Below are 26,806 nucleotides of genomic sequence, written 5' to 3'. Positions count from 1 at the left end.
GTGGAGGACTCGGCTGGGGGTCGGGTCCTTCACGGACATTCGGGCCGGAACATGGCAGGCTGTCCGCGTGACCGGACCTCTCGCCCTCCTTGATTCCGCGAGCCTCTACTTCCGCTCGTTCTACGCACTGCCCGAGTCGATGACCGCCCCGGACGGGACGCCGGTCAACGCCGTGCGCGGGTTCACCGACACCGTCGCGCGGATCCTCGTCGACCGGCGGCCCTCCCGGCTCGTGGCCTGCCTGGACGCGGATTGGCGGCCGAAGTTCCGCACCGATCTGCTGCCCAGCTACAAGGCGCACCGCGTGGCCGAAGAGGTCCCGGAAGGCGGCGACGTCGAAGAAGTCCCGGACACGCTCACGCCGCAGGTTCCGATCATCCTGGAACTCCTGGAGGCCTTCGGGCTCGCGACGGCCGAAGCGGCCGGGTACGAGGCCGACGACGTCATCGGCGCGCTCGCGATCCGCGAGAAGAAGTCGCCGGTCGAGGTCATCACCGGTGACCGCGACCTGTTCCAGCTGGTGCGCCACGAGCCGACGCCCACGGTCGTCATCTACGTCGGCAAGGGCTGGAACAAGGCCGAGATCCTCGGCCCGGACGAACTCGCCGAGAAGTACGGCATCCCGGCCGCGAACGCCGGCCCCGGATACGCCGACATGGCCGCGCTGCGGGGAGACCCGTCGGACGGGCTGCCCGGTGTGGCCGGGATCGGCGAGAAGACCGCGGCGAAGCTGATCACCCAGTTCGGTTCCCTGCAGGAGCTGATCGAGGCGTCCAACGCGGGCGATTCGCGCGTACCGCTCAAAACGCGGCTGCGGCTGACCGACGCCGCCGACTACCTCGCGGTCGCGCCGACCGTCGTCCGGGTCGCGGCCGACGCGCCGGTCGAGCAGTCCCGCCCGGACACCGTCCCGTCCGAGCCCGCCGACCCGGACAAGGTCGCGGAACTGGCGGAGCGCTGGAACCTCGGCCGTTCGGTGGAGCGTCTGCTGGCCGCGCTCCCCAAGCCGTGAGCAACACCGAGACCGACCCCGCCGAACTGCTGTGCCGGGACCGGCCGGGCGAGGGTGTCACCGTGCTGACCCCGCGTGAGGTCCCGCTCGGCGGGCCGCGCGCGATCCGGGTCCGCCGGACCCTTCCGCAGCGGCAGCGCTCCCTGATCGGTGCGTGGTGTTTCGCCGACCACTACGGACCGCAGGACGTGTCGGAGTCCGGCGGGATGGACGTCGCGCCGCATCCGCACACCGGGTTGCAGACCGCGAGCTGGCTGTTCAGCGGCGAGATCGAGCACCGCGACAGCATCGGCACGCGGGCCGTGGTCCGGCCGGGCGAACTCAACCTGATGACCGCCGGGCACGGTATCGCGCACTCCGAAGTGTCGACAGTGTCCACATCGGACACCGCGACGCTGCACGGTGTTCAGCTGTGGATCGCGCTGCCGGACGAACACCGCGATACCGCGCGGGACTTCCGGCACTACGCGCCGCCGCTGCTCGGGCTGCCCGGTGCCACCGCCCGGGTCTTCCTCGGCAGCCTCGCCGGGACCACGTCACCGGTTCCGGCGTTCACTCCCCTGCTGGGCGCGGAACTCACCGTCGAGCCCGGCGCGACCCTGTCCCTCGACGTCGACCCCGCCTTCGAACACGGTGTCCTGCAGGACGTCGGCTCGGTCACCGTCGCCGGAACCGCGCTGGGCACCGGGGAACTCGCCTACCTCGCACCGGGCGCGCAGCGGCTGGAGCTGGCAAACCACGGCGACGTACCGGCCAGGGTGCTTCTACTCGGCGGGACCCCGTTCACCGAAGAACTCGTCATGTGGTGGAACTTCGTGGGCCGCAGCCACGAGGAGATCGCCGAGTACCGCGAAGCTTGGCAGGCACAGGCGGACCGCTACGGCCGCGTCGAGGGCTATCAGGGCACCACGGCGTGGTTGCCCGCACCCGCGTTGCCGCAGGTGCGGATCAAACCGCGTCGCAATCCGGCTTAGAAGAAGGTCCCGCACCACGGGGCGCGGGCGGTGTGGAACAGCGCGTCGGCGCGGGCGGCCGCCGCCTCGTCCAGCACCTCGACGCGGCCGGACAGTGCCAGGTCGGTGAAGAGGCCGTGGCCGAGGTACAGCGACGACAAGGTGCTGACGTCCAGCCGCAGCTCCGCCTCCTTGGTGGTGCGTTCCACGCCGTCCGGTCCGACGACGTAGCGGCCGTTGTTGTCCGGAAGCTGCTTGTCGAACACTTCCAGGACCACGGGTTCGGCGGTGCCGTAGGTGCGCGCCCGCAGCGCCGCGAGCACGTCGACCAGCCGCACCCACAGGTCGTCGATGACCTCGGTGGTGTTCACCGCACGCGGGTCGGTGAGGAGTTCGGCGATGGGCTCGTCCATCGGGCGGCCTCGTCCGGCGACGGCCGAGACCAGGTCGATCGACAGCAGGAAGCGCCACAGTCCCGCCCAGGCCTGTGGTGTCGCGGCATGGAGTGCACGAACCTCGATGATCGCCCCGCGTTCCGGCGCCTGCCGGTCTCGCGCGTCGATGGTCTGGTAGGCGACGAAACCGTCGTCCCCGTCCGGTCCACTGTGGATGGCGACGCGATAGCCGTCGTTCCCGGTTACGAGCCGGTCGAAGAAGCCCGGCCACCACTGCGCGGGCCGGGAGGCGAACCCGGGACGCGTTCCCTGGAACCGGTTGTACAGCGCGGGAACCCGCTCGACGGCGTCGTCCGGGGTGGCGAACCTGACCAGGCCCTCCCGCCCCACGCCGTCGCGGACCTGGGCACGGGGACGTTCGATGTACACGCCTTTGCAGAAGGTGGCGGCGCCGTAACCGAAACGGCCGTAGATCACGCCTTCCGAGGCGTGCAGCGCGGCCAGCGGGACGCCGCGCGCGGCGAGGTCTTCCAGCTGTGCGGCCATCATCGTGGTGAGGATCCCGCGGCGCGTCCAGTCTGCGCGGACGCCAACGCCGTCGACGGCCGCGGTGGCGAGCTTCTGTCCACCTGGGACGGTGAGTTCGATCTCGAAGGAACTGGTGATCCCCACCGGTGTGCCGTCGTCGTCGAACGCGGCGAACTTCCCCGCGGCCGGCCAGCTCGGGGCCATCTTGGCCCAGGCTTCGTCCGAGATCGGCTTGGCGTGCAAGGCCTCTTCGAGAACTTGGAGGCAGGCTCGCTGTTCGCCCTCGGCCACGGCACGCACATGGAATTCGCTCATGACCGGAGATCCTGCCGTCCGGCCGCGGCGAACCCAACCGGTTTTCAGGCGGGCGCGCCGACCTCGTAGCGGCCGTCCTCACCGGTGACGGTGATCGTGACGGTCTTGCCCTCCCCGCCGACCTGGACGGTGCAGCTGAACGTACTGCCGTCGGTGACCTTCTGGTTGGACGGGCAGATCACGTCCCCGACGCCCTGGAGCTGGTACGTCTCGGTGAGGACCTTCTTCACGTCCGCTTGCATGGTCCTCGGGTCGAAGACCCTGCCCGGGGCGCTGGAGGGACCGACCGACGTCCCGCCGGTGGCGGGCGCGCTCGACGACGCGCTCGTCGACGGCGGGACCGTGACGGTCTTCGTCGCCGGCGCGGGTACCGGGGTGTCCGAACATCCCGCCAGCACCGCGAAAGCGGCACAGCACAGACCGACCGTCGCGACGGCTCGCCTGCTCAAGCTTCTCCACCCCCGGAATGTGATCTTCCAACGTCAGAAGAAGGTACCGCACCAGGGGTTCACTCGCGTGCCGAACAGCAGGTCCGCCCGTTCCAAGGCGAGCTCGCCGGTGGCGCGGACCCGTCCGGCGAAGGCGAGATCAGCCGCGCGCCAGCCGCCGAGGTACAGCATCGACAAGGTGTCGGCGTCCATGGCGAGATCAGCCGGGTCGGTGGTGCGGGCGGCGCCGTCCTCGGACAGGCGGTACCGGCCGGAGTTGTGGTCCAGGAAGCGATCGGTGACCTCGATGACGACGGGTTCGCCCCGGTACGTCCGGGCGGCGAGCATCGTGGCGACGTCGACCAGCCGGAGCCAGCCCTCGTCCTGGGTCTTCTGCACGGTCACGTGCCGCGGGTCCGCGAACAGCAGCTCGACGGGTTCGTCGAGCGGCCGTTTCTCGGCGGTGATGCGGTCGACCAGGTCCACGGACAGCAGGTAGCGCCACAGCCCGGCGAACGCGTCCGGGCCCGCGTGGTGGAAGGACTGGATCTTCAGCAGCGCCGGGGCGTCGAATCTGGCCCTCTCGACGGTGTACGTGACGTAGCCGTCGACCCCGTCCGCGCCTCGGTGCACGGCGGTGGTGACGGGAGTGGTCGCACGGCGCACTTCCCGCTCGTAGCCCGGCCACAGATTCGGGCTCCGCGCGATCATCCCTGGCCGGGTGCGCGGGAGAGCGTCGAAGAGCGACGGCCACTGCTCGATGGTGCTTTCCAGCCCCAGCAAGGAGATCTGCCCGCCTGCCGGGACCTCGGGACGGAACCGCGCGCGATGCCTGTCGACCTCGATCGACTTGCCCCGCGCGGCGACGCCATAACCGAACCTGCCGTAGATGGCTCCTTCGGACGCGTGAAGCATCGCCGCGGGGACGCCGCGGGCGGCGAAATCCTCGAACTGAGCGCGCATCAGACCGGTCAGCACACCACGCCGGATGCGGTCGGCACGGACACCGACGAGACTGACCGCGGCCAGCGGCGTGGTGCCGCCGCCGGGCAGCGTCACTTCCGAATCGAAGGACCGGACGGTACCGATCAGCTCCGGGTCGAACGCGCCGAAACCGCGGTCCGGTTGAATCGACGGGGAGATGGCCGACCATTCCTCGTCGGTCATCTCCTTGGCGTGCAAGGCGCGCCTGAACACGTCCGTCGCGGCCCGATCCTCGTCGGACCGCAACAGCCGCACTGAAAAGTCGCTCATGGGACGATCATGCAGGATCGACCGCCCCCGGCGCCCGCCGTTTACTTGGTGACGGCGGGTGGGGAGACCTCGTAGTTGCCGGTGTCACCCTTCACGGTGATCGGCACCTCCTGCGGCTTGCCCTCGATCGTGGCGGTGCAGGTGAACTTCACCCCGTCCTTGACCTCCTGGCCGGAGGGGCAGGTGACCGCGCTGATCTCCTTGATCCCGTAGGTCTCGGTGAGCAGCTTCTGCACGTCGGTCTGCATCTGCGTGTTGTTGAAGACCTGGGTGTTGAACCAGCCCGGCGTGACGAACCCGAGGACACCGACCGCGGCGATGATCACCACGAGCGCGCCGATCCCGATGAACAGGCCCTTCTTGGACTTCGGCTTGTCCTGCGCCTCGCCCTGGGTGCCCGCGAACTGGCCCTGGCCGTAGTCGTACTGGCCCTGCTGCTGCGGCTGCCCGTACTGCGGCTGCTGCTGCGGGCCGCTCTGCGGGTAGCCGGGCTGCTGCTGGGGTCCGCTCTGTGGATAACCAGGCTGTTGCTGGGGTCCGCTCTGCGGGTAGCCCGGCTGCTGGCCGTACTGCGGGGGCTGCTGACCCCACTGCGGCTGTTGCTGCTGCGTCTGGGAGGGGTCGTAACCGGGCTGCTGCTGGGGATACCCCGGCTGCTGCTGCGACGGGTCGTAGGGAGCGGGCTGCTGGCCCCACTGGGGCTGTTGCTGCTGCGTCTGCGACGGGTCGTACTGCGGCTGCTGACCCCACTGCGGCTGCTGCTGGGGACCGCTCGGCGGTTGAGTGCCGCCCGGCTGTTCCCCGTAGCCCGGCTGCTGCCCCCATTGGGGCTGCTGCTGCGGGTCGTTGCCGCCATACGGCGTGCTCATCGTTTCGCCTCCGCCTGTTCCGCCATCGTCACCGGCCGTGCTACATGGCCGTCGTGGGCGATCCAACCACAGGTGGGCGCCCCTGCCCACTGTTCCCGGGTGGTGTCGGGCCAACTCGCCGCGACCGTGCTCACACCGGTGGCGGCATCGAATCCGCCGGTCAGCCCAACACCTCCCGGCAGCCGGACGCACCGTGGCGTGCCCCAGCGCGCGCTATGAAAGGCCCGTTGCTTGCAAATTTTGCAAGTAACGGGCCTTTCATGGCACTTATTGAGGGGAACGGCAAAGGGTGGCGCGGGGTCGGTCGGTCGTGGAGGCATTCTGCTGGCCGTGAAGGCCTCCTTGCCTACCCTGAGGGTAGTGAAGGCGTCCTTCACAACCCGCCGCTGCGATCCCCGGTGACACCGGTACAGCTGTGACACCACTGCCCGGTCCCCAAGTCCGTGAAGGCCTCCTTGAGGGACCCAGGGTCCCTCAAGGAGGCCTTCACGGACACGCCATCCGACACACCACGTTCGCCCTTCGGTCCAAGAGGCGACCGAATCGAACCCGGGATCAGGCCCCGCCCGCCGCCACGACACCCCTCCGCAAAGCCTTCACCGCGTCCGAAGCCGCCGCACCCACCGGATCGGCCCGCCCGAGGACGTCGCGGATCTGGTCCAACAGGTCGATGACCTGCCGCGACCACCGCACGAAGTCGCCGGCGGACAGCTCCTGCCCGTTCGCCTCGGCGGCGGTGAGGACCTTCTCCAGCGATTCGCCGCGCGCCCAGCGGTAGATGGGCCAGGCGAAGCCGGCGTCGGGCTCGCGGGTGCGGTCCAGCTTGTGCCGCCGCTCGTCCTCGGTGAGCTCCATCCACAGGCGCGTGGTCGCTTGCCAGGCGTCGAGTACCTTGCCCGCGGGCAGACGCGGCTCCCCCGCGGTGTCACGGCGGGCCTCGAAGACCAGCGTCGAAACGACGGCCGCGAGTTCGGCGGGCGCCAGGCCCTTCCAGACGTCTTGCCGGATGCATTCGGCGGCGAGCAGGTCGGACTCGCTGTAGAGACGGGTGAGCTGTTTGCCGTGTTCGGTGACGCGGTCCTCACCGTTCCCCTCGGATTCGGGGCCGAGGTAACCGCGCTCGCCGAGCAGCCGCAGGATGCGGTCGAAGGCACGTGCGAGCGAGTGCGTGGTCGCGGCGACCTTGCGTTCCAGTTGCTCGGTCTCCGCCGAGAGACGCTGGTACCGCTCGACCCAGCGCAGGTTCGCCTCACGTTCGGCCAGACCATGGCACGGGTGGGCGCGCAACGCGCGGCGCAGCGCGGCCAGCTCACCGTCCTCATTCGCCCCGGCGCGGCGCTTTTGCCTACCGGGCAACGAGATTCCCGCGTTCCGGAGAGTCGCGGCGATGTCCCGACGGGTCTTGGGTGACCGCAGCTCGATGTGCTTCGGCAGCTTGATGTTCCCCAGCGCCTCGACGGGCGACGGGAAGTCGGCGACCGAGAGCGGTCCGGACCAGCGGTCCTCGGTGACCACGATGGGCCGCGGCTCGCGGATCGGATCGAGCCCCGGGTCGACGACGACCGCCAGCCCCGCTCGCCTGCCCGCGGGGACGGCGATGACGTCGCCCTTGCGGAGCTTTTCCAGCGACTCGGCCGTGCCCGCGCGGCGCGCGGAGGTGTTCTGCCGCGAGAGCGCCTTCTCCCGGGCCGAGATCTTCGCGCGCAGCTCGACGTACTCGAACATCGCGTCGAAATCGCCCGTGATGGCGGACGTGTAGCCCCGCAGGGCCTCCTTGTTCCGCTCGATCCGCCGCGCCGTCCCGACCACCGACCGGTCGGCCTGGAACTGCGCGAACGACAGCTCCAGCAGGTCACGGGCCGCATCGGCGCCGACCTGGGCGACCAGGTTCACCGCCATGTTGTAGCCGGGCCGGAACGATGAGCGCAGCGGATACGTCCGTGTCGACGCGAGCCCGCCGACCTGCTTCGGGTCGATCCCCGGCTGCCAGGCGACGACGGCGTGCCCTTCGACGTCGATCCCGCGCCGCCCGGCACGCCCGGTGAGCTGCGTGTACTCCCCCGGTGTCAGGTCGACGTGCGCCTCGCCGTTGTACTTCACCAGTCGTTCCAGGACGACGGTGCGCGCGGGCATGTTGATGCCGAGCGCGAGCGTCTCGGTGGCGAAGACGACCTTCACGAGGCCTTGGACGAACAGCTCCTCGACGGTCTCCTTGAACGCCGGGAGCAGCCCGGCGTGATGCCCGGCGATGCCGCGCTCGAGCGCCTCACGCCACTCCCAGAAACCGAGGACGCCGAGGTCGCCTTCGGGCAGGTCCTTGGTGCGTTCGGCGACGATCCGGCGAACCTTCTCGACCTCTTCGGGACCGTTGAGCCGCAACCCGGACCGGACGCACTGACCGACGGCGGCGTCGCAGCCGGCGCGGGAGAAGATGAACACGATGGCGGGGAGCAGACCGGCGCTGTCCAGTCTCTCGACCGTGTCCGTGCGGGACGGCGGCCGGAACCGCGGCATCCGTGACGGCGCCCCGCGCCGCCCCCTCGGCCCGCGCATCCCGGCCGGGGCGAAACCGCGGCCGACCTCTTCGGTGCGGCGCAGCAGGCTGGGGTTGATCCGCAGTTCGGCGCCCGGCGCGTGTTCCTCCTGGCCCGCGAACAGGTCCATCATCCGGTTCCCGACCAGCATGTGCTGCCACAGCGGCACGGGACGGTGCTCGTCGACGACCACCGAGGTGTCGCCGCGGACCTCGACGAGCCACTCGCCGAACTCCTCGGCGTTGCTCACCGTGGCCGACAGGCCGACGACCCGGACGTGCTCCGGCAGATGGAGGATGACCTCCTCCCAGACCGCGCCGCGGAACCGGTCGGCGAGGTAGTGGACCTCGTCCATCACCACGTAGGCGAGCTCGCCGATGGTCGACGACTTGGCGTAGAGCATGTTGCGCAGGACCTCGGTGGTCATGACCACGACCTGCGCGTTGCCGTTGATCGAGGTGTCACCGGTCAGCAGGCCGACGGCGTCGGCGCCGTAGCGCCCGACGAGATCGGCGAACTTCTGGTTCGACAACGCCTTGATGGGTGTCGTGTAGAAGCATTTGCGGCCTTCGGCGAGGGCGAGGTGCACCGCGAACTCGCCGACCACGGTCTTCCCGGCGCCGGTGGGCGCGCAGACGAGCACACCGTGACCGTCTTCGAGCGCCTCGCAGCCGCGGATCTGGAAGTCGTCGAACTCGAACGACGATTCCGCGGCGAACCGGGTCAGCTGGGGATACCGAGCGCGGCGCTGGGAGGCTGCGTACGCCTCGGCCGGGGTCTGAGAAGGGCTGTTGACCACTTCGCCAGGGTTCCATACCCCACCGACAGTTCGCACTCGGTGTGACGATCCCGGGAACGGCGGCCACCCCTTTCGCATCCAAGGGCCGGATTCGGGATCGAGAGGGGACGCCATGGAGCTCGCTTGTCCGCGGTGCGCGCAGGTCGACCAGGTGCAGAGCGTGCCGGCGGTGTTCCAGGCCGGGCAGACCACCTACCGCGTGCAGGGGTCGATGACGGCCATCCCCGCTGGTGACGGCGTGGTCTACACCGCGACGGCGCATCGCGGCGTGTCGGTGACCGCGACCGCGGCGGCGCTCAACCCGTATCCCGTGGTCCGCGGCGGCGGATGCTTCCTGACGCTGGCGCTGCTCTTGCTGATCCCCGCGTTCGTGTTCGTCTCGTTCGCCAACGACGTGCTCGCCGAGAACCCCGCGCCGACCGCGGGCGGCCGTGCCGGGGCTGCGATCGGGGCGTGGATCTTCCCGTTCGGGGCGTTCGCGCTGGTGGCGCTGTTCGCCGTGCTGTTCGTGCTCCGGCTGCGGCGCAACGCGCGGATCCGGCGAGGTATCCCGGACGCGCTGGAGTACTGGCGGCAGGCGTGGTTCTGCCACCGGTGCGGTGGCGTGTTCTTCCCGCGCGGCGACCTGATGCCTGCCGCGGAGTTCCGGGGCCGGGTGTGGCGCGCGGGTGGCTACGCCGGGCTCAAGCCAGGACGGTGAGCGCGCCGGGGACGCAGGAGATGTCGATCGGGAGCCTGCCCAGCGGCTCGCCGTCGGCGTAGACGGGCAGATCGCTGCCAGCGAGGTAAATCCCGCTCGCTTTGAGAGTCCGGACCGCCGGATGCGCGATGTGCTCGCCGGAGCGGACGCCGGGCAGCATGCGGAGGAGATCCCGCCTGGTCGCGTTGCCCACGACGGTGACGTCGAACCGGCCGTCCTCCGGATCCGCTCCCGGGCAGATCCGCATGCCGCCGCCGTAGAACGGGGTGTTGCCGACGGCGATCATGGTGGCGTCGAGTTCAAGTGTCTCGACGTCGGTGCGGAGCACGACCGGCCGGGGCCGGAACGCGGCGAGTTCGGCCAGGATCGCGACGTCGTAGCGGCGCGGTCCGCGAGGCCAGGACAGTCTGTTCGCGCGTTCGGTGACCAGGGCGTCGAAGCCGGAGCAGAGGACGGTGGCGAACCAGGCGCCACCGGCCCGGCCGAGGTCGATCCTGCGTCGCTTCCCCTCCGCGATCTGCCTGGCGGCGAGATCGACGGCCGCGTGCGGGTTCTCCGGGATGCCGAGCGCCCTGGCGAAGTCGTTGCCGGTGCCGGCGGGGACGAGACCGAGGGCGACGCCGGATTCCGCGCAGAACTGGACTCCTTGGTGCGCCGCGCCGTCGCCGCCGAGGACGACGAGGACGTCCAGCCCGGCCGCGCGGGAGTCGGTCATCAGCGCGCGGGATTCCTCGACGGTGTGGGCGACGAGGACGTCGAGCCGGTCCACGGCGGGCCGCAGCCGCGCCGCGACCGACTCCATCAAACGTCCTGCGGCTCCGTTACCGGAAGCGGGGTGGACGGCCAGTGCCGCGTGCATCCCCGGGATCAGGTGACGTCGTCGGTGCTGGTCCGCTTGCCACCGGTCGCGGCGGAAGGCTCGTCGTCGATCTTGCTCGGCGTGTAGTCGAACGGCGCGGCCTCGTCGTCGTCGAGCTTGTCCCAGCCCTCGGTGCCGCGTTCCTTGTCGAGCCTGCGGTCGTGGAAGCGCGCGATCTGGATGGACAGCTCCAGGAGCACCACCAGCGCGCCCGCCAGTGCGAGCATCGAGAAGGGGTCGGAGCCGGGCGTGGCGAACGCGGCGAAGACGAACACGACCATGATCAGGCCGCGACGCCACTTCTTCAGCATCTGGTACTTCAGGACGCCGACGCGGTTCAGCATCACCACGAGCAGCGGGAGTTCGAAGCTGACGCCGAAGATCACCAGCAGCGACAGGATGAACGAAACGTACTTGTCCGCGGTGAGCGCGGTGATGAACTGGTCTCCACCGAAGTTCATCAGCAGTGCGAGAGCGTGCGGGACGAGGAGGTACGCCAGCACGGCGCCCGCGGCGAACAGTGCCGACGCGAAGGCGACGAAGGTGAGCGCGTACTTGCGCTCCTTCGAGTAGAGGCCGGGCGCGATGAACGCCCAGATCTGATAGAGCCACACCGGTGAAAGCAGGACCGCGCCGCCCGCGAGACCGACCTTCAACTGCGTCATGAACGCTTCGAAGGGCACGGTCTGCAGAAGCTTGCACTCGCCTTCGCTCCCGCCGAACCGGCGGTCCGCGGGAATGGCGCAGTAAGGATCGACCAGCAGCTTGCCCAGCGATGGAACAGGGCCCAGCGTCGTCTGGAACCAGATGAAGCCGAAGATTCCGCCGACGACGAGAGCGAGCAGCGCGAAGCCCAGACGGCGCCGGAACTCGTAGATGTGCTCGATGAGCGTCATCGTGCCGTCGGGGTTGCCGCGACGGCTGCGCTTGCGCCGCTTCGACCCGCGGCGTTCCTCACCGGAGGCGGAATCCGCCACTGAACAGTCCGTTCTCGTCAGGGTCCACCATGAGCGCGCCGTGACTTCGGCGCGCTCATCCGCGAACAGGCTCCGCTGGGCTTGCTGAGACCGTGCCGGCTAACCGATCAGCTGGCGTTCTTCTGCGCCTGCTCAGCCGGTGCGGGCGTGGGGGCCTGCTGCTTCTTGAGTTCGTCGAGCTGACGCTGGAGGTCGGCGACCTGCTTGTCCTGCGCCGTCGAGGCGGCGGGCGCGGGCGTGGTGGCCTGCGGCAGCTGCTTGGTCTCGACCTCCTCGGTCTCGGCGGCCTTGTCCTTGTCCCCGGCCATGTCCTTGGTCTCGGCCTTGAAGATCTTCATGGACTTGCCGATGGACCGCGCGGCGTCCGGAAGCCTCTTGGCGCCGAACAGCAGAACAACGACGAGCACCAGGATGATGATGTGCCACGGCTGCAGCGCGTTCATCGTTTGCGGCCTCCTTCTCGAGTCTCTGTGTGAGATGTTACCGGTCTTCGAGCCCACGTCGTTGCGCGATCGCCACGCGGAGCGCGGCCGATCGGGCGCGGAGCAGCCCTGTCCGTTTTCGGGTGTTCGTAGCCACCATGCTCATCGTATGGGTGAGCACGCGCAAGACTCTGCGTAATTTGATTAGCAGAACAAAGAGCACGATGAGCCCGGCGGCGGCGAGCACGATGCTCGGCAGGTACGACACGGCGTCACCCTACTGCTCGTAGGTTGACGTTAGGTGACGAGCCCGCGCCAGCGCGTCGGCCGCTCGTCGACGAACCGCCTCCGCGAGCGTGGCGGGGCTTTCGACCTGCGCGTCCCCACCGAGACCGAGGATCAGCCGGACCATCCACGATTCGTCCGCGTACCGCATCCGGATCCGCAGGCGCCCGCCGTCGAGCTCGGCGAGTTCCTCGCAGGGGTAGTACTCGGCTACCCAGCGTGTGTCCGGGTCGAGCACGAGAACGGCTTCCTGCTGATCGGGACGCGGCCGGAAGACGCCGTCGGAAATGTCGGTCGGCCGGGCGTGCGCGGGCGGGACGGCGGGTTCGTCGAGCACGGTGAGCTCGTCGATGCGGTCGAGCCGGAACAGGCGGACGTCCTCGGCGCGGCGGCACCATGCTTCGAGGTAGCCGACAGCCTGGACGATGAGCAGCCGCATCGGGTCGACGGTGCGTTCGGTGATCTCGTCCTTCGACGCGGTGTAGTACCGGATCCGCAACGCCCGCTTCGCCGTGAGAGCGGCCCGGACGGCTTCGCGGGTGCCGGCGGTCTTCTTGCCTTCGCGGACTCCCCCACCGACGACGATCCCGGACGGCTGGGCCTGCCCCGCGGCGACCTCGATCTTCGCGATGGCACGGCGGACGGCGTCGGCGTCGAGCACGCCGGGCGTCTCGGCCAGTGCCCGCAGCGCGACGAGCATCGCCGTCGCCTCGCCGCCGGTGAGCCGCAGCGGGCGGTTCATGCCTGCGTCGTGCGTGACGACGATCGTGTCGCCCTCGAAGGAGAGGTCGATCAGGTCGCCGGGGCCGTAGCCCGGCAGCCCGCACATCCAGAGCAGCTCGAGATCCTTGCGCAGCTGTTTGGGCGTGACGTCGAAGTCGTGGGCGGCGTCGGTGATCTTGATACCCGGCCGGGCGAGCAGGTACGGCACGAGCGCGAGCAGGCGCGGCATCCGTCCGGTGGCGCTCATCGGGCACCGCCCGCATGCGCGATGGCCTCGAGACGGCTGAAAACCGACTTCGCGAGGACCTCGGGCTCGAGGACCAGGACGTCCGGGCCGTGGGCGGTGAGCCAGTCCGCGGCGGATTCGGGGTAGTACAGCTCGATCTCCACGAGGTCGCCTTCTTCTCCCCCGGCGTCGCTGCGGCCGACCACCCGGCCGCGACGGCGGACACCGGCGGCACGGCCATCGGCGACCCAGACGCTCGCCGTGGTCGGCGCGGACGGGTCCTCACTGCTGCTGGCCGAAACCATCCGCAGCAGGTTGACCCCTTCCGGGCGCTCGACGACGCCGCATTCGCCGAAGGCCGCGACCTTCCCGGTCACCCGCGAGAGACGGAAACACCGGGACGCGCCACGGTCCCTGTCGTGCCCGACGACGTACCAACGGCCTCGCCAGGACACCACGCCCCACGGTTCGAGGGTGCGGATCTTGCGTTCGGCCGAACCGCTGCGCCGGTACTCGAAGCGCACCGCCTGCCCGGCCTGGACGGCGGCGAGCAGCGGGCCGAACGCCGGTTCGGCCCGGACACGGGGCTCGACGACGGTCGGCGCGTGGTCGTCGACTTCGACCCCGGCGGCGCGGAGCTTCACCAGCGCGCCCTGTGCTTCTCCGGTCAGTTCCGGTGAATCCCAGAGGCGGACGGCGAGACCGACCGCGGTCGCTTCGTCGGGCGCGAGGTCGATTTCGCCGAGTTCGTAGTCGCGGCGAGCGATGCGGTAGCCGTCGATCGCGTCGAACGCGGAGTTGCGCCCGGTCTCCAGCGGGATGCCGAGTTCGCGCAGTTCGGTCTTGTCGCGCTCGAACATGCGGAAGTAGGCCTCGTCGCTGGCCGCGTCGGCATACCCGGGCACGATGCCCCGGATCCGCTCGGCGGTGAGGTACTGCCGGGTGGACAGGAGGGCCAGAACCAGGTTGACCAATCGTTCGGCGCGTGCGGTGGACACCCGGTTACCCTAGCCCGCGCCGTCCGACCCGATGGTGAGAGCCGCCGATCGCGCGTCATAACGATCCCTGGCGCTCTCCACTTCGTCGAACCTCGTCTCGGCCCAGTCCTTGATCCCGGCCACGAGCCGCAGGAGACTCCGGCCGAGTTCGGTCAGTTCGTAGTCCACGCGAACCGGCACACACGGCGTGACGGTGCGGGTCAGCAGACCGTCCCGTTCCAGGGTCCGCAGCGTCTGCGTGAGCATCTTCTGGCTGACACCGGCGATCCGCCGGGAGAGGTCGCTGTAGCGCTGGGGGCCGTCGCCGAGGGCGACGAGGACGAGACTGACCCATTTGCCCGAGACCTCGTCGAGCAGCTTCCGGGCCGGGCAGGCCGCGAGGTAGGCGTCGTAGGCCCGTTTCTCCTCGTCCCGCCGTTCCTGTGCCGTGCGCGTGACCACGGTCGCCGTACCTCCGCGTGGGTTGGGCACCTCGAGGTGCGTACTTCCCGATGGAGAGTAACTCCCCCTACGTTCGCGGTGAACGACCCCTTGGAGGAGAACGATGCGTGCTGTGGTGGTCCGCCGGTTCGGCGGTCCGGAAGTCCTGGAACTCGCCGAGATCCCGGTGCCGGTACCGGGTTTCGGTCAGGTGCGGGTGAAGGTGGCCGCGGCCGCGGTGAACCCGGTCGACGCCGCGACCCGGTCGGGTTTCCTGACCGAGGCGGGGATCATCCCGCCGCGCGAGGTGCTCGGCATCGGCTGGGACGTGGCGGGGACGGTCGACGCGGTGGGCGACGGTGTCACCGGGTTCGCCGAGGGTGAAGCCGTGATCGGCCTGCGGGACCGGCCGTCGGCCGCGCTCGGCACGTACGCCGAGTTCGTCGTCCTCGACGCGGCCGCGATCGCCGCCGCCCCGCGGACGGTGTCCACTGTGGAGGCCGCGACGTTGCCGCTGAACGGTCTCACCGCGGTACAGGCACTCGATCTGCTCGATCTGCCGCCGGGAGCGACGGTCCTGGTGACCGGCGCGGCGGGCGCTGTCGGCGGCTACGCGGTCACGTTGGCCAAGGCGCGCGGTTTCCGGGTGGTCGCGGTCGCCGGTTCCGCCGACGAAGCAGTGGTTCGCGGCTTCGGGGCCGAGGTCTTCGTGCCTCGCGGCGACTTCCTCGCCGACCGTGTGCGGGCCGAGATCCCTGGTGGCGTCGATGCTGCGCTCGACACCGCACTGCTCGGACTCGAAGCCCTGGACGCCGTGACGAACCGTGGGCGGTTCGTGGTGTTCGCGGCCGGAGCGGCGCCCATCCCCTTGCGCGGCATCAAGGTCGAGCACGTCTGGATCCGCGCGGACGGCGCCGCGCTGGCCGGACTCGCGACTCAGGTCGACGACGGCGTGCTCGCCCTGCGTGTCGCGGAGACCTTGCCCTTGCACGAGGCGGCGAAGGCACACGAGCGCCTCGCGGCGGGTGGCCTCCGCGGGCGGCTGGTCCTGATCGAAGAATAAGTTGACGCTTAATTAAGCCCAAGGTTATCTTCTCCTCATGGACGGCGAAGAGACCCGGCTCGAACTCCGGCGCGAGTACCCGGACCCGATCGAAGACGTCTGGTCGGCGCTCACCGAGTCCGAGCGAACGGCCCGCTGGATCGGCACGTGGACCGGCGAGGCCGGGGTCGGCAACACGATCATGCTGCTGATGACCGCGGAAGAGGGCTCCGAACCGGGCCCCGCCGTCATCCGCGAGTGCGATCCACCGAAACGACTGGTGGTCGACCTCGGCGTGACCGATCAGCCCGCGTGGCGGGTGGAACTGACCCTGAGCCCGCGAGGCGACGGCACAGTGCTCGACTTCGTGCACCACCTGCCCAAGACCGATTGGGACACCTCGGACATCCTCAAGGGCTGGCACTTCTACCTCGACCGGCTCGGCGCCTCCCTCGCCGGCGAACCGGTGCCCGAGTGGGACACCTACGCGCCGCCTAGTTTGGAGTCATGAACGATCGAGTACTGCTGATCACCGGCGCCTCCCGCGGCCTCGGCGAAGCCACCGCACGCCGGGCCGCGGCGGCCGGGTTCCGGCTGGCGCTGCTCTCCCGCGACCGCGAGGCACTGCTCCCCCTCGTCACCGAGTTCGGCGAGGATTGCGCCCTCGCGCTCGCGGTGGACGTCACCGACTGGGAGTCGCTGTCCTCCGCCGTGGAGACGGTGAAGGAGACCTTCGGCCGCCTGGACGCGGTGTTCGCCAACGCGGGGCAGAGCGTCGTGGTCTCGTTCTTCGGCGACGGCGGCGCGGACCCCGAACAGTGGCGGGACATGGTGCTGACCAACGTCTACGGCACCGCCCTCACCGCGCGGGCGACCCTGCCGTCGCTGGCGGAATCGAAGGGGCACCTCGTGCTCACCGGTTCGGTCGCCGGGCGCTACCACCGGCCGGGGAACCTCTATTCGGCGACGAAATGGGCGGTGACCGGGCTCGCCGGGTCCATTCGCGAGGAGGCCATCGGCACCGGCGTCCGGGTCACCGTGGTCCAGCCGGGGCTGGTCGACACCTCGATGATCCCCGAGGACTCGAAGTCCAAGCCGAAACTGGAACCCGACGACATCGCGAGGGCGGTGCTCTACGCGCTGGAGCAACCGCCCTCGGTCGACGTCAACGAGATCGTGGTCCGCCCGACCGGCCAGCTCCGCTAGCGCGGCAGCAGCGCTTCGGCCAGCCGCCGCCAGTACGGCATCGCCGACTCGCCGGGTGCGATCCCGACGACCTGGATCCCGACGTGGTCGGCGCCGGCGTCGAGGTGGCCGTGAAGCTTCGCGACGACGGTGTCGAGGTCGCCCCAGAACACGAGATCGTCGACGAGCCGATCGCTGCCGCGGCCGCCGTCGATGTCGGCCTCGGTGTAGCCGAGGCGGAGATACTTGGCGACGTTGTACTGCGACGTGAGGTACGGGTGCAGGTGCGCACGGGCGATCTCGCGCGCCTTGCCCGGGTCGGTCTCGAACAGGACCGCGTGCTCGACGCCGAGGAAGGCCTTGTCCCCCAGCACTTCCCTCGCCTGGGCGGTATGCGGCACCGTCACGTGATAGGTGTGCGCGCCCTCGGAACGGTCTCGGGCCAGTTCGAGCATCTTCGGCCCGTACGCGGCCAGCAGCCGCCGGATCGGAGCCGCGGGCAGCGGGTTCGCGCTGGTGACGGTGTCGAGTTCGTCGAGGTAGCCGCCCATCGCCTCCAGCGGTTTGACGCCGGGACGCGCACCGCCGAAGCCGAGCCCCAGGACATGCCGGCCAGGGAAGGCGTCGGCGAACAAGAGCGCCGCGCCGTGCGTCCAGCGCGCGCCACGGGAATCGATGCGCGCGATCCCGTTGACGACGGAGATCCGCTCGGTGGACGCCAGCAGGAATCCGGCGTGGGTCAACGCTTCCCGGCCGTCCCGTTCCGGGATCCAGATCGCGGGCCAGCCGAGTTCTTCCAGTTCCCGTACCGAATCCCGCAGCAGGCTCGCGGGCTGATCCTCGAAGTCGAACGTCCAGATCCCGAAACGCCCCAGTTCCATCTGTCTCTCCTCAAGTCGAGTACAACATATCGCAGTATCGCAGATTCTCGATATGTTATTCCCGAGGAGGCTCAGATGGAGCGTCCGAGCAGGTCGACGAGCTGGGCGATCCGCTGTTCGTCACGCCGGTAGTGCGTCCACTTCCCCACCCTGGTGGACCGGACGAGCCCGGCGCGCTGCAGCAACGCCATGTACGCCGACACCGTCGACTGCGCGAGCCCGAGCTTCTCCTGGAGGTGACTGACGCAGACGCCGACCTCGTTCTGGTCGGCGATCGCCTTCTCCGGCGAAAAATGCCGGTCCGGTTCGCGCAGCCAGCCGAGCACCTGGAGCCGGACCGGGTTGGCGAGCGCCTTCAGCACCTCGACCAGGTGCTCGGTGGTGTCTTGGGCGGGTTCGGCATGTGCGGTCATGGTCCTTCGAGCTTAACCGGCGGTGAGCCGGGCTGCCCGGCCCTTCGCCCCGCTCGCCCAGCACGCGCCGCGGGCGCAGTCGACCGAGTCCAGCGATCCGGTGTCGAACGACTGCCAGTGCCGTCCGCCGTCCGGGCTCAGATCGCTCCCGCCGGGGCCGACGGCGATGACCGTGTTCCCCAGCCAGGCCAGACCGGAGCGGTAGCCGACCGGGGCCTCCGGCGGTGTCCGCCAGGTGCGTCCCTTGTCCGCGCTGAGCGCGACCGCGGGACCGGGTGCGTTCGGCGCCGCGTAGTCGCCGCCGATGGCCACGCCGTGCCGCGGATCCCGGAACGTCACCGAGAAGACCCCGGCGGAGGCACCGCTGGGCAACGGCGTGTCGGCGGCTTCCCAGGTCCTCCCGCCGTCGCCGGAATGCAGGACCCGCGCGCGTGCCCCGCCGCCCGTCGCGATCCAAGCGTCGCGGGGACCCGACGTCGTGACGCACTGTCCGCTGGCGGCGAACCCGAACTCGCCTTCCAGCGCGGGAACCATGCCCTCGGCGGGCACGGGCTTCCAACTGCGGCCGCCGTCCGAAGTGGACTGCAACCGGAACTTCCCGTCCACCGGGTCACTCATCGCGAGGCCGCGACGGTGGTCGAAGAACGCGATGCAGTCGTAGAAGGCGGCGGGGTCACTGTTCTGGAAGGACAGTCGCCAGCTCTTGCCGCCGTTGTCGGTGCGGTAGATCCGGGACGCGTCACCGGGCCCGATGGACAGGGCGACCGCGTGATCGGCGTCGAAGGCCTCGATGTCACGGAAGTCGAGCGCTTCGGTTCCGGGCGGGGCGACGGGCTTCCAGGTGCGGCCACGGTCGGTGGTGCGCAGGACGGTGCCCTTGCTGCCGCTGACCCAGGCCGTGCGGGAGTCCACCGCGGAGAGCCCGCGCAACTGCGAGTCCGTGCCGGTCGGGGTCTCCGTCCACGCGGGGTCGGGGCATTCCGGCGCGGCGTGCGCGACGCCGGTGAACGCCAGCGGGACGACCGCTCCCAGCAGGACCAGCAACGCACGGCGCATCGGCGCACCTCTCCCTCGGTCGAAGAATCGCGCGGGTCACCCTAGCCTGGCCGACGGCGGCCTGGCGAGACCCGCGTCAGCCGGACTCCCGGGCAAGATGCTTCTGGACCTTCTCGACGGTCGGGAAGAGCAAGCGGTGGGCGACGACGAGGTTGACGATGGTCAGGATCGTGGCGAGCACCGGCAAGAGTGTGTACATCACGATGCCGGGCGTGAATTCTATTCGATCTTTCGCATCGTATCGACCGGAACCGGCAACCCCCGAGACATAAAAAATCAAGAAAATCGCCAACGCGAATATCGCTCCGACACACAAACCCGCTTCGACTCCTCGCAGGAGGATGGCGCCTTTCGTCTCCACATAGCCGGTTCTCACGAGCGACCGTGACGTCATCATCGCGATACCCGACAACAGCAGCGCAGCTGCGGCGAAAGTCGCCATTCCCATCGTGACGACATTGGCACCATCACTCGATGTCGGTAGAATTCGCCCCTCTATTTGTATCACTGCCACGAGAACCAAACCGACAACGCTCGTCCCACCACCGAGACTGATGGCGATTTCCCGGACGTTGCCGATCATACCCGGCGGCAGCCACCGATAGGGCTCCGTTGGCCACACGGTCGGGTACGTCACGACTGCCGTTTCCAGTCCGTCGAATGCGACATCGATTCGGTGTTGGTCCTGGGCCAGGTGTTCCCCAGCGCAGTGACCTTGTCCAGAATCGCGGCCTGTTCCGCACCGATGCTGTTGGTAAGCGAATCAACCGCGCTGATGGTGGTGAAGATCGAAGCGATACCCGCGCCGATCACTCCGATCAAAATGACGACCGCGGCCGGAATTCCGACCACGGAGATGGCACTGACAACGGCTGCGGCGGTAGCGATGGCCAGCCCCGCGAGGGTTCCGTATATCTGGATCCAAAAGCTCTCGAGGCCGTTGGCGAGGTTGACGAGCGAGTTCCGGATCTGCAATCCCAGATCCTTGAGCGAGTTCAGCCCCGCGACTTGAGCCGGCACTGTGGCCTTGTAAGTCTCGGCAGCCTTGCCACTCCATTCGATGTTCGTCTTGAGCTTGTCCAGGGACACCGAACCGGCGATCTCGCCGATGCTGTTGCCGATCCGCTCCGACCACTCGGCGGCTACTTGCTCGTTCATGACCCGGCGGACGGGTTCGATCAGGTCCGAGAGGACGTCCGGCACCCAGCTCATCACGCTGTTCACCTGGTCGAACAACTCACGGATCTTGTCTTCGATCTCACGAAGCTTTTCCATCGACTCATCGATGACCGGATTCGCTCCAGCGGTCGTCATGGTGGATTCCCCTCGAGTGAGTCGTCAGCCGCGGCCGGCGCGATCGATGTCGAGCACGTGCTGGTCTTCGTCGTGCGCATACCGGTCGGCGGCCGCGCGCAAGCTGGAAGACAGCGCGTGAAAGTTGCTCCCGGCCTGGTCGATCATGTCCTGGATGAGGGCGCGGGCCTGGTTGTATTGCTTGTCGAGCCCTTTCGCCGTCGCGTAGGACATGACCTCACGTTGGCGTCAGGCCCAACGGATCGATCGCCGCCCGAGGAGGGGCGAGATCGTCCGCGGCCGCATCCCACAGATCCGCGTCGGAACGAAGCGCGTCCAGCGCCAGCGCGATGTCGTAAGCGTCCGCCATTACCGCTGCTCCCTGCTGATCGACGGTTCGAGGCCGACGCGGCGCGCCATCCGGTGCGGGTCGAAGAGCAGCCCCATGAGCTCGGCGATCGCGGGACCTTGCGGACCATCGGCGAGGCCCGGCGGAGCACTCGCCCTGCGAAGCTGACGGAGCACGTCGAGGATTTCGCTCTCGATCTCGCCTGTCCGCACCTGCGCCACCCACGACGGATCGATCTCCATGGCGACGATCTGCCCGTTGGTCACCTCGCCGCGGACATGGCCGCCGCCACTCTCAACAGTGATGGGGCGGTTGACGACCGTGGCGGCGCGCTGGGTGAACTGCGCCAGCTCGGCGGTCGCGGCGTCCACCAGGCGAAGCATGTCTTGAGTACCGAGAGGCGACTCATCAGCGGCGGACGCGGGTGTCGCACCGAAGGTCGGCATGGCAGGCGGATTGCGGGCGACATCGTCCACCTGCCGGCCCAAAGCGGCGATGGTGGCGGCGTTCGCCGCCGCCGTCACGGCACTGTGAAGGCCGCGCGGATCTACCGACTGTTTCCACTCTCGCGCGAGGACCACTGAGAGGACGTCGGCGTCCGGTGACACGACCACGGTGACGGCACCGTCTTGATCCTGCCCGCTGATCCGGTCCTCCTCCGGAACCGGCTCAGTGGATGACGACCGCGGTGGATCGTCGTCCTGTTCCAGCTCGTCCTCGAAGGCCCATCGCTCGTCGTCCATCCTCGCCCTCCCCGGCTCAGAACCAACAGCGATCAACACAGTACTCGGAGTGATGTTCGCGTATCAGCCGGTTCTGAGCCGGGTGTCGATCAGAGCGAGGAGATGAGCCTTTCGACCCGTTCGTCCACGGAGCGGAACGGGTCCTTGCACAGCACTGTCCGCTGAGCCTGGTCGTTCAGCTTGAGGTGCACCCAGTCCACGGTGAAGTCACGTCCGGCGGCCTGCGCGGCGGCGATGAAGTCACCGCGCAGCTTCGCCCGCGTGGTCTGCGGCGGGGTGTCCTTGGCCAGTTCGATCTCGCCGTCGTCGGTGACCCGGCGCACGAGGCCCTTGCGCTGCAGCAGGTCGAAGATGCCGCGACCGCGCCGGATGTCGTGGTAGGCCAGGTCGAGCTGCGCGATCCGCGGGCTCGACAGGTCGAGGTCGTGCTTGGCGCGGTAGCGCTCGACCAGCCGGTGCTTGATCGCCCAGTCGATCTCGGTGTCGATCTTGCTGAAGTCCTGCTGCTCCACCGCCTCCAGCGCCCGGCCCCACAGCTCGACGACACGCTCGGACTGCGGCGAGGAGCCGGTCTCCTTGACGTGCTGGACGGCACGGGCGTGGTACTCCCGCTGGATGTCCAGCGCGGACGCCTCGCGACCGCCGGCGAGCCGCACCTGGCGGCGGCCGGTGAGGTCGTGGCTGATCTCGCGGATCGCCCTTATCGGGTTGTCCAGCGTGAAGTCGCGGAACTGGACGCCCGCCTCGATCATCTCCAGCACCAGGTTCGCCGATCCGACCTTGAGCAGGGTGGTCGGTTCGGCCATGTTCGAGTCGCCGACGATCACGTGCAGGCGCCGATACCGCTCGGCGTCGGCGTGCGGCTCGTCGCGGGTGTTGATGATCGGACGAGAACGCGTCGTCGCGCTCGAGACGCCTTCCCAGATGTGTTCCGCTCGCTGGGACAGGCAGTACACCGCCCCGCGGGGCGTCTGCAGCACCTTGCCCGCGCCGCAGATCAGCTGCCGGGTCACGAGGAACGGCAGCAGTACGTCGGCGATCCGGGAGAACTCTCCCGCACGGGTCACGAGGTAGTTCTCGTGGCAGCCGTAGGAGTTGCCCGCCGAGTCGGTGTTGTTCTTGAACAGGAAGATGTCGCCGCCGATGCCCTCGTCCGCCAGCCGCCGCTCGGCGTCGACCAGGAGATCCTCGAGGATCCGCTCGCCCGCCTTGTCATGCGTGACCAGCTGCACGAGGTCGTCGCATTCGGCCGTGGCGTATTCCGGATGGGAGCCCACGTCGAGGTAGAGCCGCGAGCCGTTCGACAGGAAGACGTTCGACGAACGTCCCCAGGACACGACACGCCGAAACAGGTAACGCGCCACTTCGTCCGGAGAGAGCCTGCGTTGCCCGTGAAAGGTGCACGTGACCCCGAACTCGGTCTCGATGCCAAAGATCCGCCGCTGCATCCCACCAGAGTAGGCGGTGAGACCCCACTGATGATGCGCCGTTCGGGCTGCGACACGCGGTAGGTACGTTGCATTCGGTGAAAGGTGTGCGGGACGTCCCGATCGGGTATCACGCACATGACATCCCGGCCCGGAAGTGGGGAACTCGTGTTAAAGCAGCTCAAACGCCCTTTCCGCAAGGTCGGGCGGACCGACCGACGGTTGATGGCGCAGAGCGCGGCGCTGCCGAGGACCAGGGCCGACGAGGTGATCACCTCGCTCTCCAAAAGTGCGGACAAATCCAAGCTCTGGTGGTGTGTCGCGGTCCTGCTCGCGGCGAAGAAGGGCCCGACACGCCGGGGCGCGCTCCGCGGCGTGGCCGCCATCGCCGGGGCGAGCGCCGCGGCGAACCTGATCGGCAAGCCGCTGTTCCCTCGTCGTCGTCCCGCGGCCGAGGAGGTGCCCATGCACCGGCGCCTCGTCCGGCGGCCGACCTCGTCGTCGTTCCCCTCCGGGCATTCGGCGTCCGCGGCGGCCTTCGTCACGGCCGTCGCGATGGAATCACCCAAGGCAGGCGCGGCCCTCGTGCCGCTGGCCGCCGCCGTGGCCTATTCCCGGGTCCACACCGGCGTCCACTGGCCCAGTGACGTCGGCGTGGGCATCGGCATCGGCGTCGGCGCCGGGCTGCTCACGCGCCACTGGTGGCCGTTGAACCCCGACGTCCCCGGCCGCACCGCGCACACCGCCGAAGCGCCCGAAATGCGCGACGGTGAGGACATGCTCGTCCTGGTCAACCCGCACTCCGGGGTCGACGGCCAGGACCCGACCGAGGAAGCCCGCTTCGCCTGGCCCAAGGCCACCATCCTGTACCCGGACTCGAAGCGGGACCTCCGCGATCAGCTCTGCGACGAGATCGCCGCCCGCGACAACACCGTGCGCGCGCTCGGTGTGGCCGGTGGGGACGGGACGGTCGCCGCGGTGGCCGCCGTCGCGGCCGACCACGACCTGCCGCTCGCGCTCATCCCGGCGGGCACCCTCAATCACTTCGCGCGTGACGTCGGCATGCGCTCGATGCCCGACGCGGACGCCGCCACCGAAGCGGGGAACGCCGTCGGCGTCGACCTCGGCGAGGTGGAGATCAACGACGACGACGATCACCGCTACTTCGTCAACACGGCCAGCCTCGGCGGCTACCCGGAGATGGTGCGGGTCAGGGAGAAGCTCCAGAAGCGGCATCCCAAGTGGCCGTCCGCGGCCATCGCGCTCGCCCGCACCCTCCGGCGCGCGAAACCGCTGGAAGTGACGCTCAACGGCAAGAGCACGAGCATCTGGCTGCTGTTCGTCGGCAACGGCACCTACGCGCCGAAGGGGCTCGCGCCCTCGCACCGCCCGGCACTCGACACCGGCCTTCTCGACGTGCGCTACCTGCGAGCCGACCTGCCCTACTCGCGGGCCCGGTTCATCCTCGCCACGATCACGAACAGCCTCAACGCCAGTCACGTGTACCAGGAACTCGACGTCCCGGAACTGCACGTCCGGCTGCTCAACGGCAACCGCCGGGTGGCCACCGACGGCGAGGTCGGCCCGCTCGGCAACGACTTCCGCTTCCGGTCGCGGCCCAGCGCGCTGACCATCTACCGGAACTAGGCTTCGAGCAGCGCGCTGCCCAGCGGCGTCAGCGAGTGCAGCACGGCGTTGCGGTCGCGTTCGGTGGTGATCAGCCCCGCGCGCCGCAGCACCGTGGCGTGCTTGCTGACCGCCGACGGCGTCACTCCCAGCCTGGCGGCCAGTTCCGACGTGCTGCACCCGACCACCAGGACCGCCAGCGCCGCGGCCCTGGTCGGCCCGAGCAGGTCGGCCAGGGCGGTGTCCGGCGACCTCCGCACGTCACGGCCGTAACCGGTCGAGGGAGCCGCCTGCCGCACCGACGGATACAGCAGCCGGACCGGCGACTCCCCCTCCGCCGGGACGACCACCGGGCAGACCGCGAAGTAGGTCGGCGAGATCACCAGCCCGGCGCCACCCGCGCCGCAGGAATCGACGATCCCGTCTCCGACCTCCAGCACCGGAGACGACCACCGCACCAGCGGACGCAGACTCGTCAGCACCGCGTCCACGCCGTCGTGCAGCAGCAGTTGTGCCCGCATCCCACGATCCGCGTCGACCTGCGCCCGTGCCGATTCCCACCCCGGAGCCAGCGACAGGTCGAAGTAGTCCTGCATCGCCTGGACGAGCTTCGGCAGCCCCGCGGTGTCACCGTCCGGCAATGCCGCCGCCCAGGCGGGCAGCTCCCGATTCACCGGGGCGTCCCGCAAGGCCGACTTCAAGCACACCGAGCCCGTCCGGGCGACCGCCGCGAGCCCCGCCTCCAAACCGCTTTCGTCGGCGTCCGGAACGAGGAACGGCGGGATCGGCGCGTACGGGCGGCACAGCCACAGCAGCACCGATGCCGACTCCGCCAGCCCGTGCCGGACCCGGTGCCGCCACCGGTTGAACAACGCCGAGCCGGCATCGCGCCGCTGAAGGATTTGCACACTGGATACGAGTTCGGCCAAGGGATCGGCCTCGGGCGCGAGCCGGACGCGCGTCAGGTCCTGCAACGTCAGCACGATACGCACGGATGCCTCGCCTAGCTCGAAGTCGTCGCCGTGTGATCGCGAGCCGCGCCGTTCCGTTACATCGCTGAACTGCCTCTTTGCCGCTGCCGGAAATCTCCTCGACGGCCGTGGTCCAGACCTGAATGATGTTCACAGAAGGTCCGCTTCTCGGGGGTTTACGCGGAGCCTTCCACGAGGGGAAATCACCGACAGGCCCGAAGGCCGCGTTTCGACGCGGCCTGACGTCTCCTGCCGTTCCCCTTCGGCTCACTGGGAGAAAACGCTTTCCACAAAGGGGAAAATGATGAAAATGAAGCGTCTGGCCGGCCTCATCGCCGCCGCCGCCGGTGTCCTGACCCTGGCCACCGCGCCCGCCGCCACCGCGGCCCCGCAGCCCACCGGCGACGGGTTCAAGACGGTCACCGTGCACGGCATCAAGCTCATCCCGGTCAAGCGCACCTCGACCGGCGCGCGCACGCAGGCGGCCGGCGTCGCCGACGCGGACATGTTCCTCATCCCGTCCGGGCTGGACGCGAACAAGTGCTGGGACGCCGACCTGGGCACCATCAACCGCAACGGCACCAAGATGCAGGTCTGGGACTGCAACTTCGACGCGGACCAGCAGGCGTTCTACATCACCGACAACCCCGAGGGATACACCCGCTTCCAGAACGTGGCCAGCGGCCGCTACCTGGACGCGGACCTCAACACCATCAACCAGAACGGCACCATCGTCCAGCTGTGGGACTACATCCCCGGTGCCAAGAACCAGTGGTGGGGCGGAGCCGTCAACCCCGAGGGTTACGTCCGGTTCCAGAACCCGAGCAGCGGCCGCTACCTGACCGCGGAGGGCAACTCGGCCTCCAACGGCACGCGGCTCCAGCTGTGGAGCTTCCTCGCCGGTGGCCGCAGCCAGTGGTGGGGCACCGGCCCCGCCTGAGGCCGTGAACGGTCCGGTTCGCTCCTGACCGGCGGTGGGGGGGGGGGGGGGGGGGGGGGGGGGGGGGAGGAGGGGAGAAAAAAAAAAAAAAACCCCCCCCCCTCCCCCCCCCCCCCCCCCCCCCCCCCCCCCCCCCCCACCCCCCCCCCCCCTCTCCCCCCCCCCCCCCCCCCCCCCCCACCC

At 69.4% G+C, this 26,806-nt stretch carries 30 protein-coding genes; 8 read left to right on the top strand and 22 right to left on the bottom strand.

Annotation, left to right across the window (positions count from 1 at the left end):
* The first annotated feature begins 67 nt into the window (after nt 1-67).
* Nucleotides 68-1,012, top strand: coding sequence for a 5'-3' exonuclease (locus tag ACZ5IK_RS26140; protein WP_101607706.1), 945 nt, complete (start codon nt 68-70; stop codon nt 1,010-1,012).
* Nucleotides 1,009-1,986 (top strand): pirin family protein, encoded by a 978-nt coding sequence (locus ACZ5IK_RS26135; RefSeq protein ID WP_465490070.1) that lies wholly within the window; start codon nt 1,009-1,011, stop codon nt 1,984-1,986. Before ACZ5IK_RS26140 ends, ACZ5IK_RS26135 begins: the two co-directional genes overlap by 4 nt.
* Here ACZ5IK_RS26135 and ACZ5IK_RS26130 read toward each other — a convergent pair.
* The 5 genes from ACZ5IK_RS26130 to ACZ5IK_RS26110 all read right to left on the bottom strand — a co-directional run bounded on the left by ACZ5IK_RS26130 (nt 1,983) and on the right by ACZ5IK_RS26110 (nt 9,087).
* Nucleotides 1,983-3,203, bottom strand: a complete 1,221-nt coding sequence (locus tag ACZ5IK_RS26130; RefSeq protein WP_465490069.1) for a GNAT family N-acetyltransferase — start codon at nt 3,201-3,203, stop codon at nt 1,983-1,985. The genes ACZ5IK_RS26135 and ACZ5IK_RS26130 overlap by 4 nt on opposite strands.
* Nucleotides 3,204-3,247: 44 nt before the next feature.
* Nucleotides 3,248-3,652 carry a DUF4333 domain-containing protein gene (locus ACZ5IK_RS26125; RefSeq protein WP_465490068.1) on the bottom strand — a complete coding sequence of 135 codons (405 nt, stop codon included), beginning with the start codon at nt 3,650-3,652 and terminating at the stop codon, nt 3,248-3,250.
* 33 nt (nt 3,653-3,685) lie between these two features.
* A complete protein-coding gene (locus ACZ5IK_RS26120) occupies nt 3,686-4,885 on the bottom strand; it encodes a GNAT family N-acetyltransferase (RefSeq protein ID WP_465490067.1) in 1,200 nt (399 codons plus the stop codon).
* 41 nt (nt 4,886-4,926) lie between these two features.
* Nucleotides 4,927-5,754 (bottom strand): DUF4333 domain-containing protein, encoded by an 828-nt coding sequence (locus tag ACZ5IK_RS26115; protein ID WP_465490066.1) that lies wholly within the window; start codon nt 5,752-5,754, stop codon nt 4,927-4,929.
* Nucleotides 5,755-6,309: 555 nt separating this feature from the next.
* Nucleotides 6,310-9,087, bottom strand: coding sequence for a DEAD/DEAH box helicase (locus ACZ5IK_RS26110; protein ID WP_465490065.1), 2,778 nt, complete (start codon nt 9,085-9,087; stop codon nt 6,310-6,312).
* A 112-nt stretch (nt 9,088-9,199) separates the two neighbouring features.
* Between ACZ5IK_RS26110 and ACZ5IK_RS26105 the strand changes: the two genes are divergently transcribed.
* Complete coding sequence (locus ACZ5IK_RS26105) at nt 9,200-9,787, top strand: hypothetical protein (RefSeq protein WP_465490064.1); 588 nt, start codon at nt 9,200-9,202, stop codon at nt 9,785-9,787.
* Here ACZ5IK_RS26105 and ACZ5IK_RS26100 read toward each other — a convergent pair.
* The 7 genes from ACZ5IK_RS26100 to ACZ5IK_RS26070 form a co-directional block, all read right to left on the bottom strand.
* Nucleotides 9,771-10,646: a diacylglycerol/lipid kinase family protein gene (locus ACZ5IK_RS26100; RefSeq protein WP_465490063.1), complete on the bottom strand. Its 876-nt coding sequence runs from the start codon at nt 10,644-10,646 to the stop codon at nt 9,771-9,773. The genes ACZ5IK_RS26105 and ACZ5IK_RS26100 overlap by 17 nt on opposite strands.
* 8 nt (nt 10,647-10,654) lie before the next feature.
* A complete protein-coding gene (gene tatC / locus ACZ5IK_RS26095; RefSeq protein WP_465490062.1) occupies nt 10,655-11,623 on the bottom strand; it encodes a twin-arginine translocase subunit TatC in 969 nt (322 codons plus the stop codon).
* Between the two features lie 107 nt (nt 11,624-11,730).
* Nucleotides 11,731-12,066, bottom strand: coding sequence for a Sec-independent protein translocase subunit TatA (tatA, locus tag ACZ5IK_RS26090; protein WP_101607697.1), 336 nt, complete (start codon nt 12,064-12,066; stop codon nt 11,731-11,733).
* Nucleotides 12,067-12,103: 37 nt separating this feature from the next.
* Nucleotides 12,104-12,313, bottom strand: coding sequence for a bacteriophage holin (locus ACZ5IK_RS26085; protein WP_465490061.1), 210 nt, complete (start codon nt 12,311-12,313; stop codon nt 12,104-12,106).
* Nucleotides 12,314-12,322: 9 nt separating this feature from the next.
* Nucleotides 12,323-13,300: a helix-turn-helix transcriptional regulator gene (locus tag ACZ5IK_RS26080; protein ID WP_465490060.1), complete on the bottom strand. Its 978-nt coding sequence runs from the start codon at nt 13,298-13,300 to the stop codon at nt 12,323-12,325.
* Entirely contained in the window at nt 13,297-14,277 is a 981-nt protein-coding gene (locus ACZ5IK_RS26075) for a helix-turn-helix transcriptional regulator (protein WP_410598906.1), read from the bottom strand. The genes ACZ5IK_RS26080 and ACZ5IK_RS26075 overlap by 4 nt, the downstream gene beginning before the upstream one ends.
* A gap of 9 nt (nt 14,278-14,286) precedes the next feature.
* On the bottom strand, nt 14,287-14,718 hold the full coding sequence (locus ACZ5IK_RS26070; protein ID WP_465490098.1) for a winged helix-turn-helix transcriptional regulator: 432 nt from the start codon (nt 14,716-14,718) through the stop codon (nt 14,287-14,289).
* 103 nt (nt 14,719-14,821) lie between these two features.
* Here ACZ5IK_RS26070 and ACZ5IK_RS26065 point away from each other — a divergent pair, with 103 nt between their 5' ends.
* Genes ACZ5IK_RS26065 through ACZ5IK_RS26055 form a run of 3 tightly spaced genes read left to right on the top strand, consistent with a single transcriptional unit; the run spans nt 14,822 to nt 16,945 of the window.
* Nucleotides 14,822-15,760, top strand: a complete 939-nt coding sequence (locus ACZ5IK_RS26065; protein WP_465490059.1) for an NADP-dependent oxidoreductase — start codon at nt 14,822-14,824, stop codon at nt 15,758-15,760.
* Nucleotides 15,761-15,797: 37 nt separating this feature from the next.
* On the top strand, nt 15,798-16,250 hold the full coding sequence (locus ACZ5IK_RS26060) for an SRPBCC family protein (RefSeq protein WP_465490058.1): 453 nt from the start codon (nt 15,798-15,800) through the stop codon (nt 16,248-16,250).
* On the top strand, nt 16,247-16,945 hold the full coding sequence (locus tag ACZ5IK_RS26055) for an SDR family oxidoreductase (RefSeq protein WP_465490057.1): 699 nt from the start codon (nt 16,247-16,249) through the stop codon (nt 16,943-16,945). The genes ACZ5IK_RS26060 and ACZ5IK_RS26055 overlap by 4 nt, the downstream gene beginning before the upstream one ends.
* Here ACZ5IK_RS26055 and ACZ5IK_RS26050 read toward each other — a convergent pair.
* The 9 genes from ACZ5IK_RS26050 to pafA all read right to left on the bottom strand — a co-directional run bounded on the left by ACZ5IK_RS26050 (nt 16,942) and on the right by pafA (nt 23,107).
* Nucleotides 16,942-17,805 carry a TIGR03620 family F420-dependent LLM class oxidoreductase gene (locus ACZ5IK_RS26050; RefSeq protein ID WP_465490056.1) on the bottom strand — a complete coding sequence of 288 codons (864 nt, stop codon included), beginning with the start codon at nt 17,803-17,805 and terminating at the stop codon, nt 16,942-16,944. The two genes, ACZ5IK_RS26055 and ACZ5IK_RS26050, sit on opposite strands and share 4 nt — an antisense overlap.
* 71 nt (nt 17,806-17,876) lie before the next feature.
* Nucleotides 17,877-18,218 (bottom strand): ArsR/SmtB family transcription factor, encoded by a 342-nt coding sequence (locus ACZ5IK_RS26045; RefSeq protein WP_465490055.1) that lies wholly within the window; start codon nt 18,216-18,218, stop codon nt 17,877-17,879.
* Nucleotides 18,219-18,230: 12 nt separating this feature from the next.
* Nucleotides 18,231-19,274, bottom strand: coding sequence for a WD40/YVTN/BNR-like repeat-containing protein (locus ACZ5IK_RS26040; RefSeq protein WP_465490054.1), 1,044 nt, complete (start codon nt 19,272-19,274; stop codon nt 18,231-18,233).
* 76 nt (nt 19,275-19,350) lie between these two features.
* Complete coding sequence (locus ACZ5IK_RS26035; RefSeq protein ID WP_465490053.1) at nt 19,351-19,857, bottom strand: hypothetical protein; 507 nt, start codon at nt 19,855-19,857, stop codon at nt 19,351-19,353.
* Nucleotides 19,858-19,907: 50 nt separating this feature from the next.
* Nucleotides 19,908-20,588, bottom strand: a complete 681-nt coding sequence (locus ACZ5IK_RS26030; RefSeq protein ID WP_465490052.1) for a hypothetical protein — start codon at nt 20,586-20,588, stop codon at nt 19,908-19,910.
* Nucleotides 20,589-20,612: 24 nt separating this feature from the next.
* Nucleotides 20,613-20,801 carry a hypothetical protein gene (locus ACZ5IK_RS26025; RefSeq protein WP_465490051.1) on the bottom strand — a complete coding sequence of 63 codons (189 nt, stop codon included), beginning with the start codon at nt 20,799-20,801 and terminating at the stop codon, nt 20,613-20,615.
* 4 nt (nt 20,802-20,805) lie between these two features.
* Complete coding sequence (locus ACZ5IK_RS26020; RefSeq protein ID WP_465490050.1) at nt 20,806-20,937, bottom strand: hypothetical protein; 132 nt, start codon at nt 20,935-20,937, stop codon at nt 20,806-20,808.
* Nucleotides 20,937-21,659, bottom strand: coding sequence for a hypothetical protein (locus tag ACZ5IK_RS26015; protein ID WP_465490049.1), 723 nt, complete (start codon nt 21,657-21,659; stop codon nt 20,937-20,939). Before ACZ5IK_RS26015 ends, ACZ5IK_RS26020 begins: the two co-directional genes overlap by 1 nt.
* Before the next feature lie 89 nt (nt 21,660-21,748).
* A complete protein-coding gene (pafA, locus tag ACZ5IK_RS26010) occupies nt 21,749-23,107 on the bottom strand; it encodes a Pup--protein ligase (protein WP_101607686.1) in 1,359 nt (452 codons plus the stop codon).
* A gap of 204 nt (nt 23,108-23,311) precedes the next feature.
* On the opposite strand from pafA, the gene ACZ5IK_RS26005 reads away from it, so the two are divergent.
* Nucleotides 23,312-24,733, top strand: a complete 1,422-nt coding sequence (locus ACZ5IK_RS26005; RefSeq protein ID WP_465490048.1) for a phosphatase PAP2 family protein — start codon at nt 23,312-23,314, stop codon at nt 24,731-24,733.
* On the opposite strand, the gene ACZ5IK_RS26000 is transcribed toward ACZ5IK_RS26005, so the two are convergent.
* Nucleotides 24,730-25,704: an ArsR/SmtB family transcription factor gene (locus tag ACZ5IK_RS26000; RefSeq protein WP_465490047.1), complete on the bottom strand. Its 975-nt coding sequence runs from the start codon at nt 25,702-25,704 to the stop codon at nt 24,730-24,732. The two genes, ACZ5IK_RS26005 and ACZ5IK_RS26000, sit on opposite strands and share 4 nt — an antisense overlap.
* A gap of 280 nt (nt 25,705-25,984) precedes the next feature.
* Here ACZ5IK_RS26000 and ACZ5IK_RS25995 point away from each other — a divergent pair, with 280 nt between their 5' ends.
* Entirely contained in the window at nt 25,985-26,623 is a 639-nt protein-coding gene (locus ACZ5IK_RS25995) for an RICIN domain-containing protein (protein WP_465490046.1), read from the top strand.
* Nucleotides 26,624-26,806: the final 183 nt, after the last annotated feature.

The organism is Amycolatopsis sp. NPDC031561 (assembly GCF_055580625.1).
Note: the sequence above shows the minus strand (reverse complement) of the source record. Positions and strands in the feature narration are given on the sequence as shown.

Bases quoted from the DNA above. Each gene is read 5' to 3' on its own strand.
- ACZ5IK_RS26130 (WP_465490069.1), bottom strand. From the start codon at position 3,203: ATGAGCGAATTCCATGTGCGTGCCGTGGCCGAGGGCGAACAGCGAGCC.
- ACZ5IK_RS26120 (WP_465490067.1), bottom strand. From the start codon at position 4,885: ATGAGCGACTTTTCAGTGCGGCTGTTGCGGTCCGACGAGGATCGGGCC.
- ACZ5IK_RS26115 (WP_465490066.1), bottom strand. From the start codon at position 5,754: ATGAGCACGCCGTATGGCGGCAACGACCCGCAGCAGCAGCCCCAATGG.
- ACZ5IK_RS26105 (WP_465490064.1), top strand. From the start codon at position 9,200: ATGGAGCTCGCTTGTCCGCGGTGCGCGCAGGTCGACCAGGTGCAGAGC.
- ACZ5IK_RS26100 (WP_465490063.1), bottom strand. From the start codon at position 10,646: ATGCACGCGGCACTGGCCGTCCACCCCGCTTCCGGTAACGGAGCCGCA.
- tatA (WP_101607697.1), bottom strand. From the start codon at position 12,066: ATGAACGCGCTGCAGCCGTGGCACATCATCATCCTGGTGCTCGTCGTT.
- ACZ5IK_RS26080 (WP_465490060.1), bottom strand. From the start codon at position 13,300: ATGAGCGCCACCGGACGGATGCCGCGCCTGCTCGCGCTCGTGCCGTAC.
- ACZ5IK_RS26065 (WP_465490059.1), top strand. From the start codon at position 14,822: ATGCGTGCTGTGGTGGTCCGCCGGTTCGGCGGTCCGGAAGTCCTGGAA.
- ACZ5IK_RS26060 (WP_465490058.1), top strand. From the start codon at position 15,798: ATGGACGGCGAAGAGACCCGGCTCGAACTCCGGCGCGAGTACCCGGAC.
- ACZ5IK_RS26055 (WP_465490057.1), top strand. From the start codon at position 16,247: ATGAACGATCGAGTACTGCTGATCACCGGCGCCTCCCGCGGCCTCGGC.
- ACZ5IK_RS26050 (WP_465490056.1), bottom strand. From the start codon at position 17,805: ATGGAACTGGGGCGTTTCGGGATCTGGACGTTCGACTTCGAGGATCAG.
- ACZ5IK_RS26045 (WP_465490055.1), bottom strand. From the start codon at position 18,218: ATGACCGCACATGCCGAACCCGCCCAAGACACCACCGAGCACCTGGTC.
- ACZ5IK_RS26040 (WP_465490054.1), bottom strand. From the start codon at position 19,274: ATGCGCCGTGCGTTGCTGGTCCTGCTGGGAGCGGTCGTCCCGCTGGCG.
- ACZ5IK_RS26035 (WP_465490053.1), bottom strand. From the start codon at position 19,857: ATGATCGGCAACGTCCGGGAAATCGCCATCAGTCTCGGTGGTGGGACG.
- ACZ5IK_RS26030 (WP_465490052.1), bottom strand. From the start codon at position 20,588: ATGACGACCGCTGGAGCGAATCCGGTCATCGATGAGTCGATGGAAAAG.
- ACZ5IK_RS26025 (WP_465490051.1), bottom strand. From the start codon at position 20,801: ATGTCCTACGCGACGGCGAAAGGGCTCGACAAGCAATACAACCAGGCC.
- ACZ5IK_RS26020 (WP_465490050.1), bottom strand. From the start codon at position 20,937: ATGGCGGACGCTTACGACATCGCGCTGGCGCTGGACGCGCTTCGTTCC.
- ACZ5IK_RS26015 (WP_465490049.1), bottom strand. From the start codon at position 21,659: ATGGACGACGAGCGATGGGCCTTCGAGGACGAGCTGGAACAGGACGAC.
- pafA (WP_101607686.1), bottom strand. From the start codon at position 23,107: ATGCAGCGGCGGATCTTTGGCATCGAGACCGAGTTCGGGGTCACGTGC.
- ACZ5IK_RS26005 (WP_465490048.1), top strand. From the start codon at position 23,312: ATGGCGCAGAGCGCGGCGCTGCCGAGGACCAGGGCCGACGAGGTGATC.
- ACZ5IK_RS25995 (WP_465490046.1), top strand. From the start codon at position 25,985: ATGATGAAAATGAAGCGTCTGGCCGGCCTCATCGCCGCCGCCGCCGGT.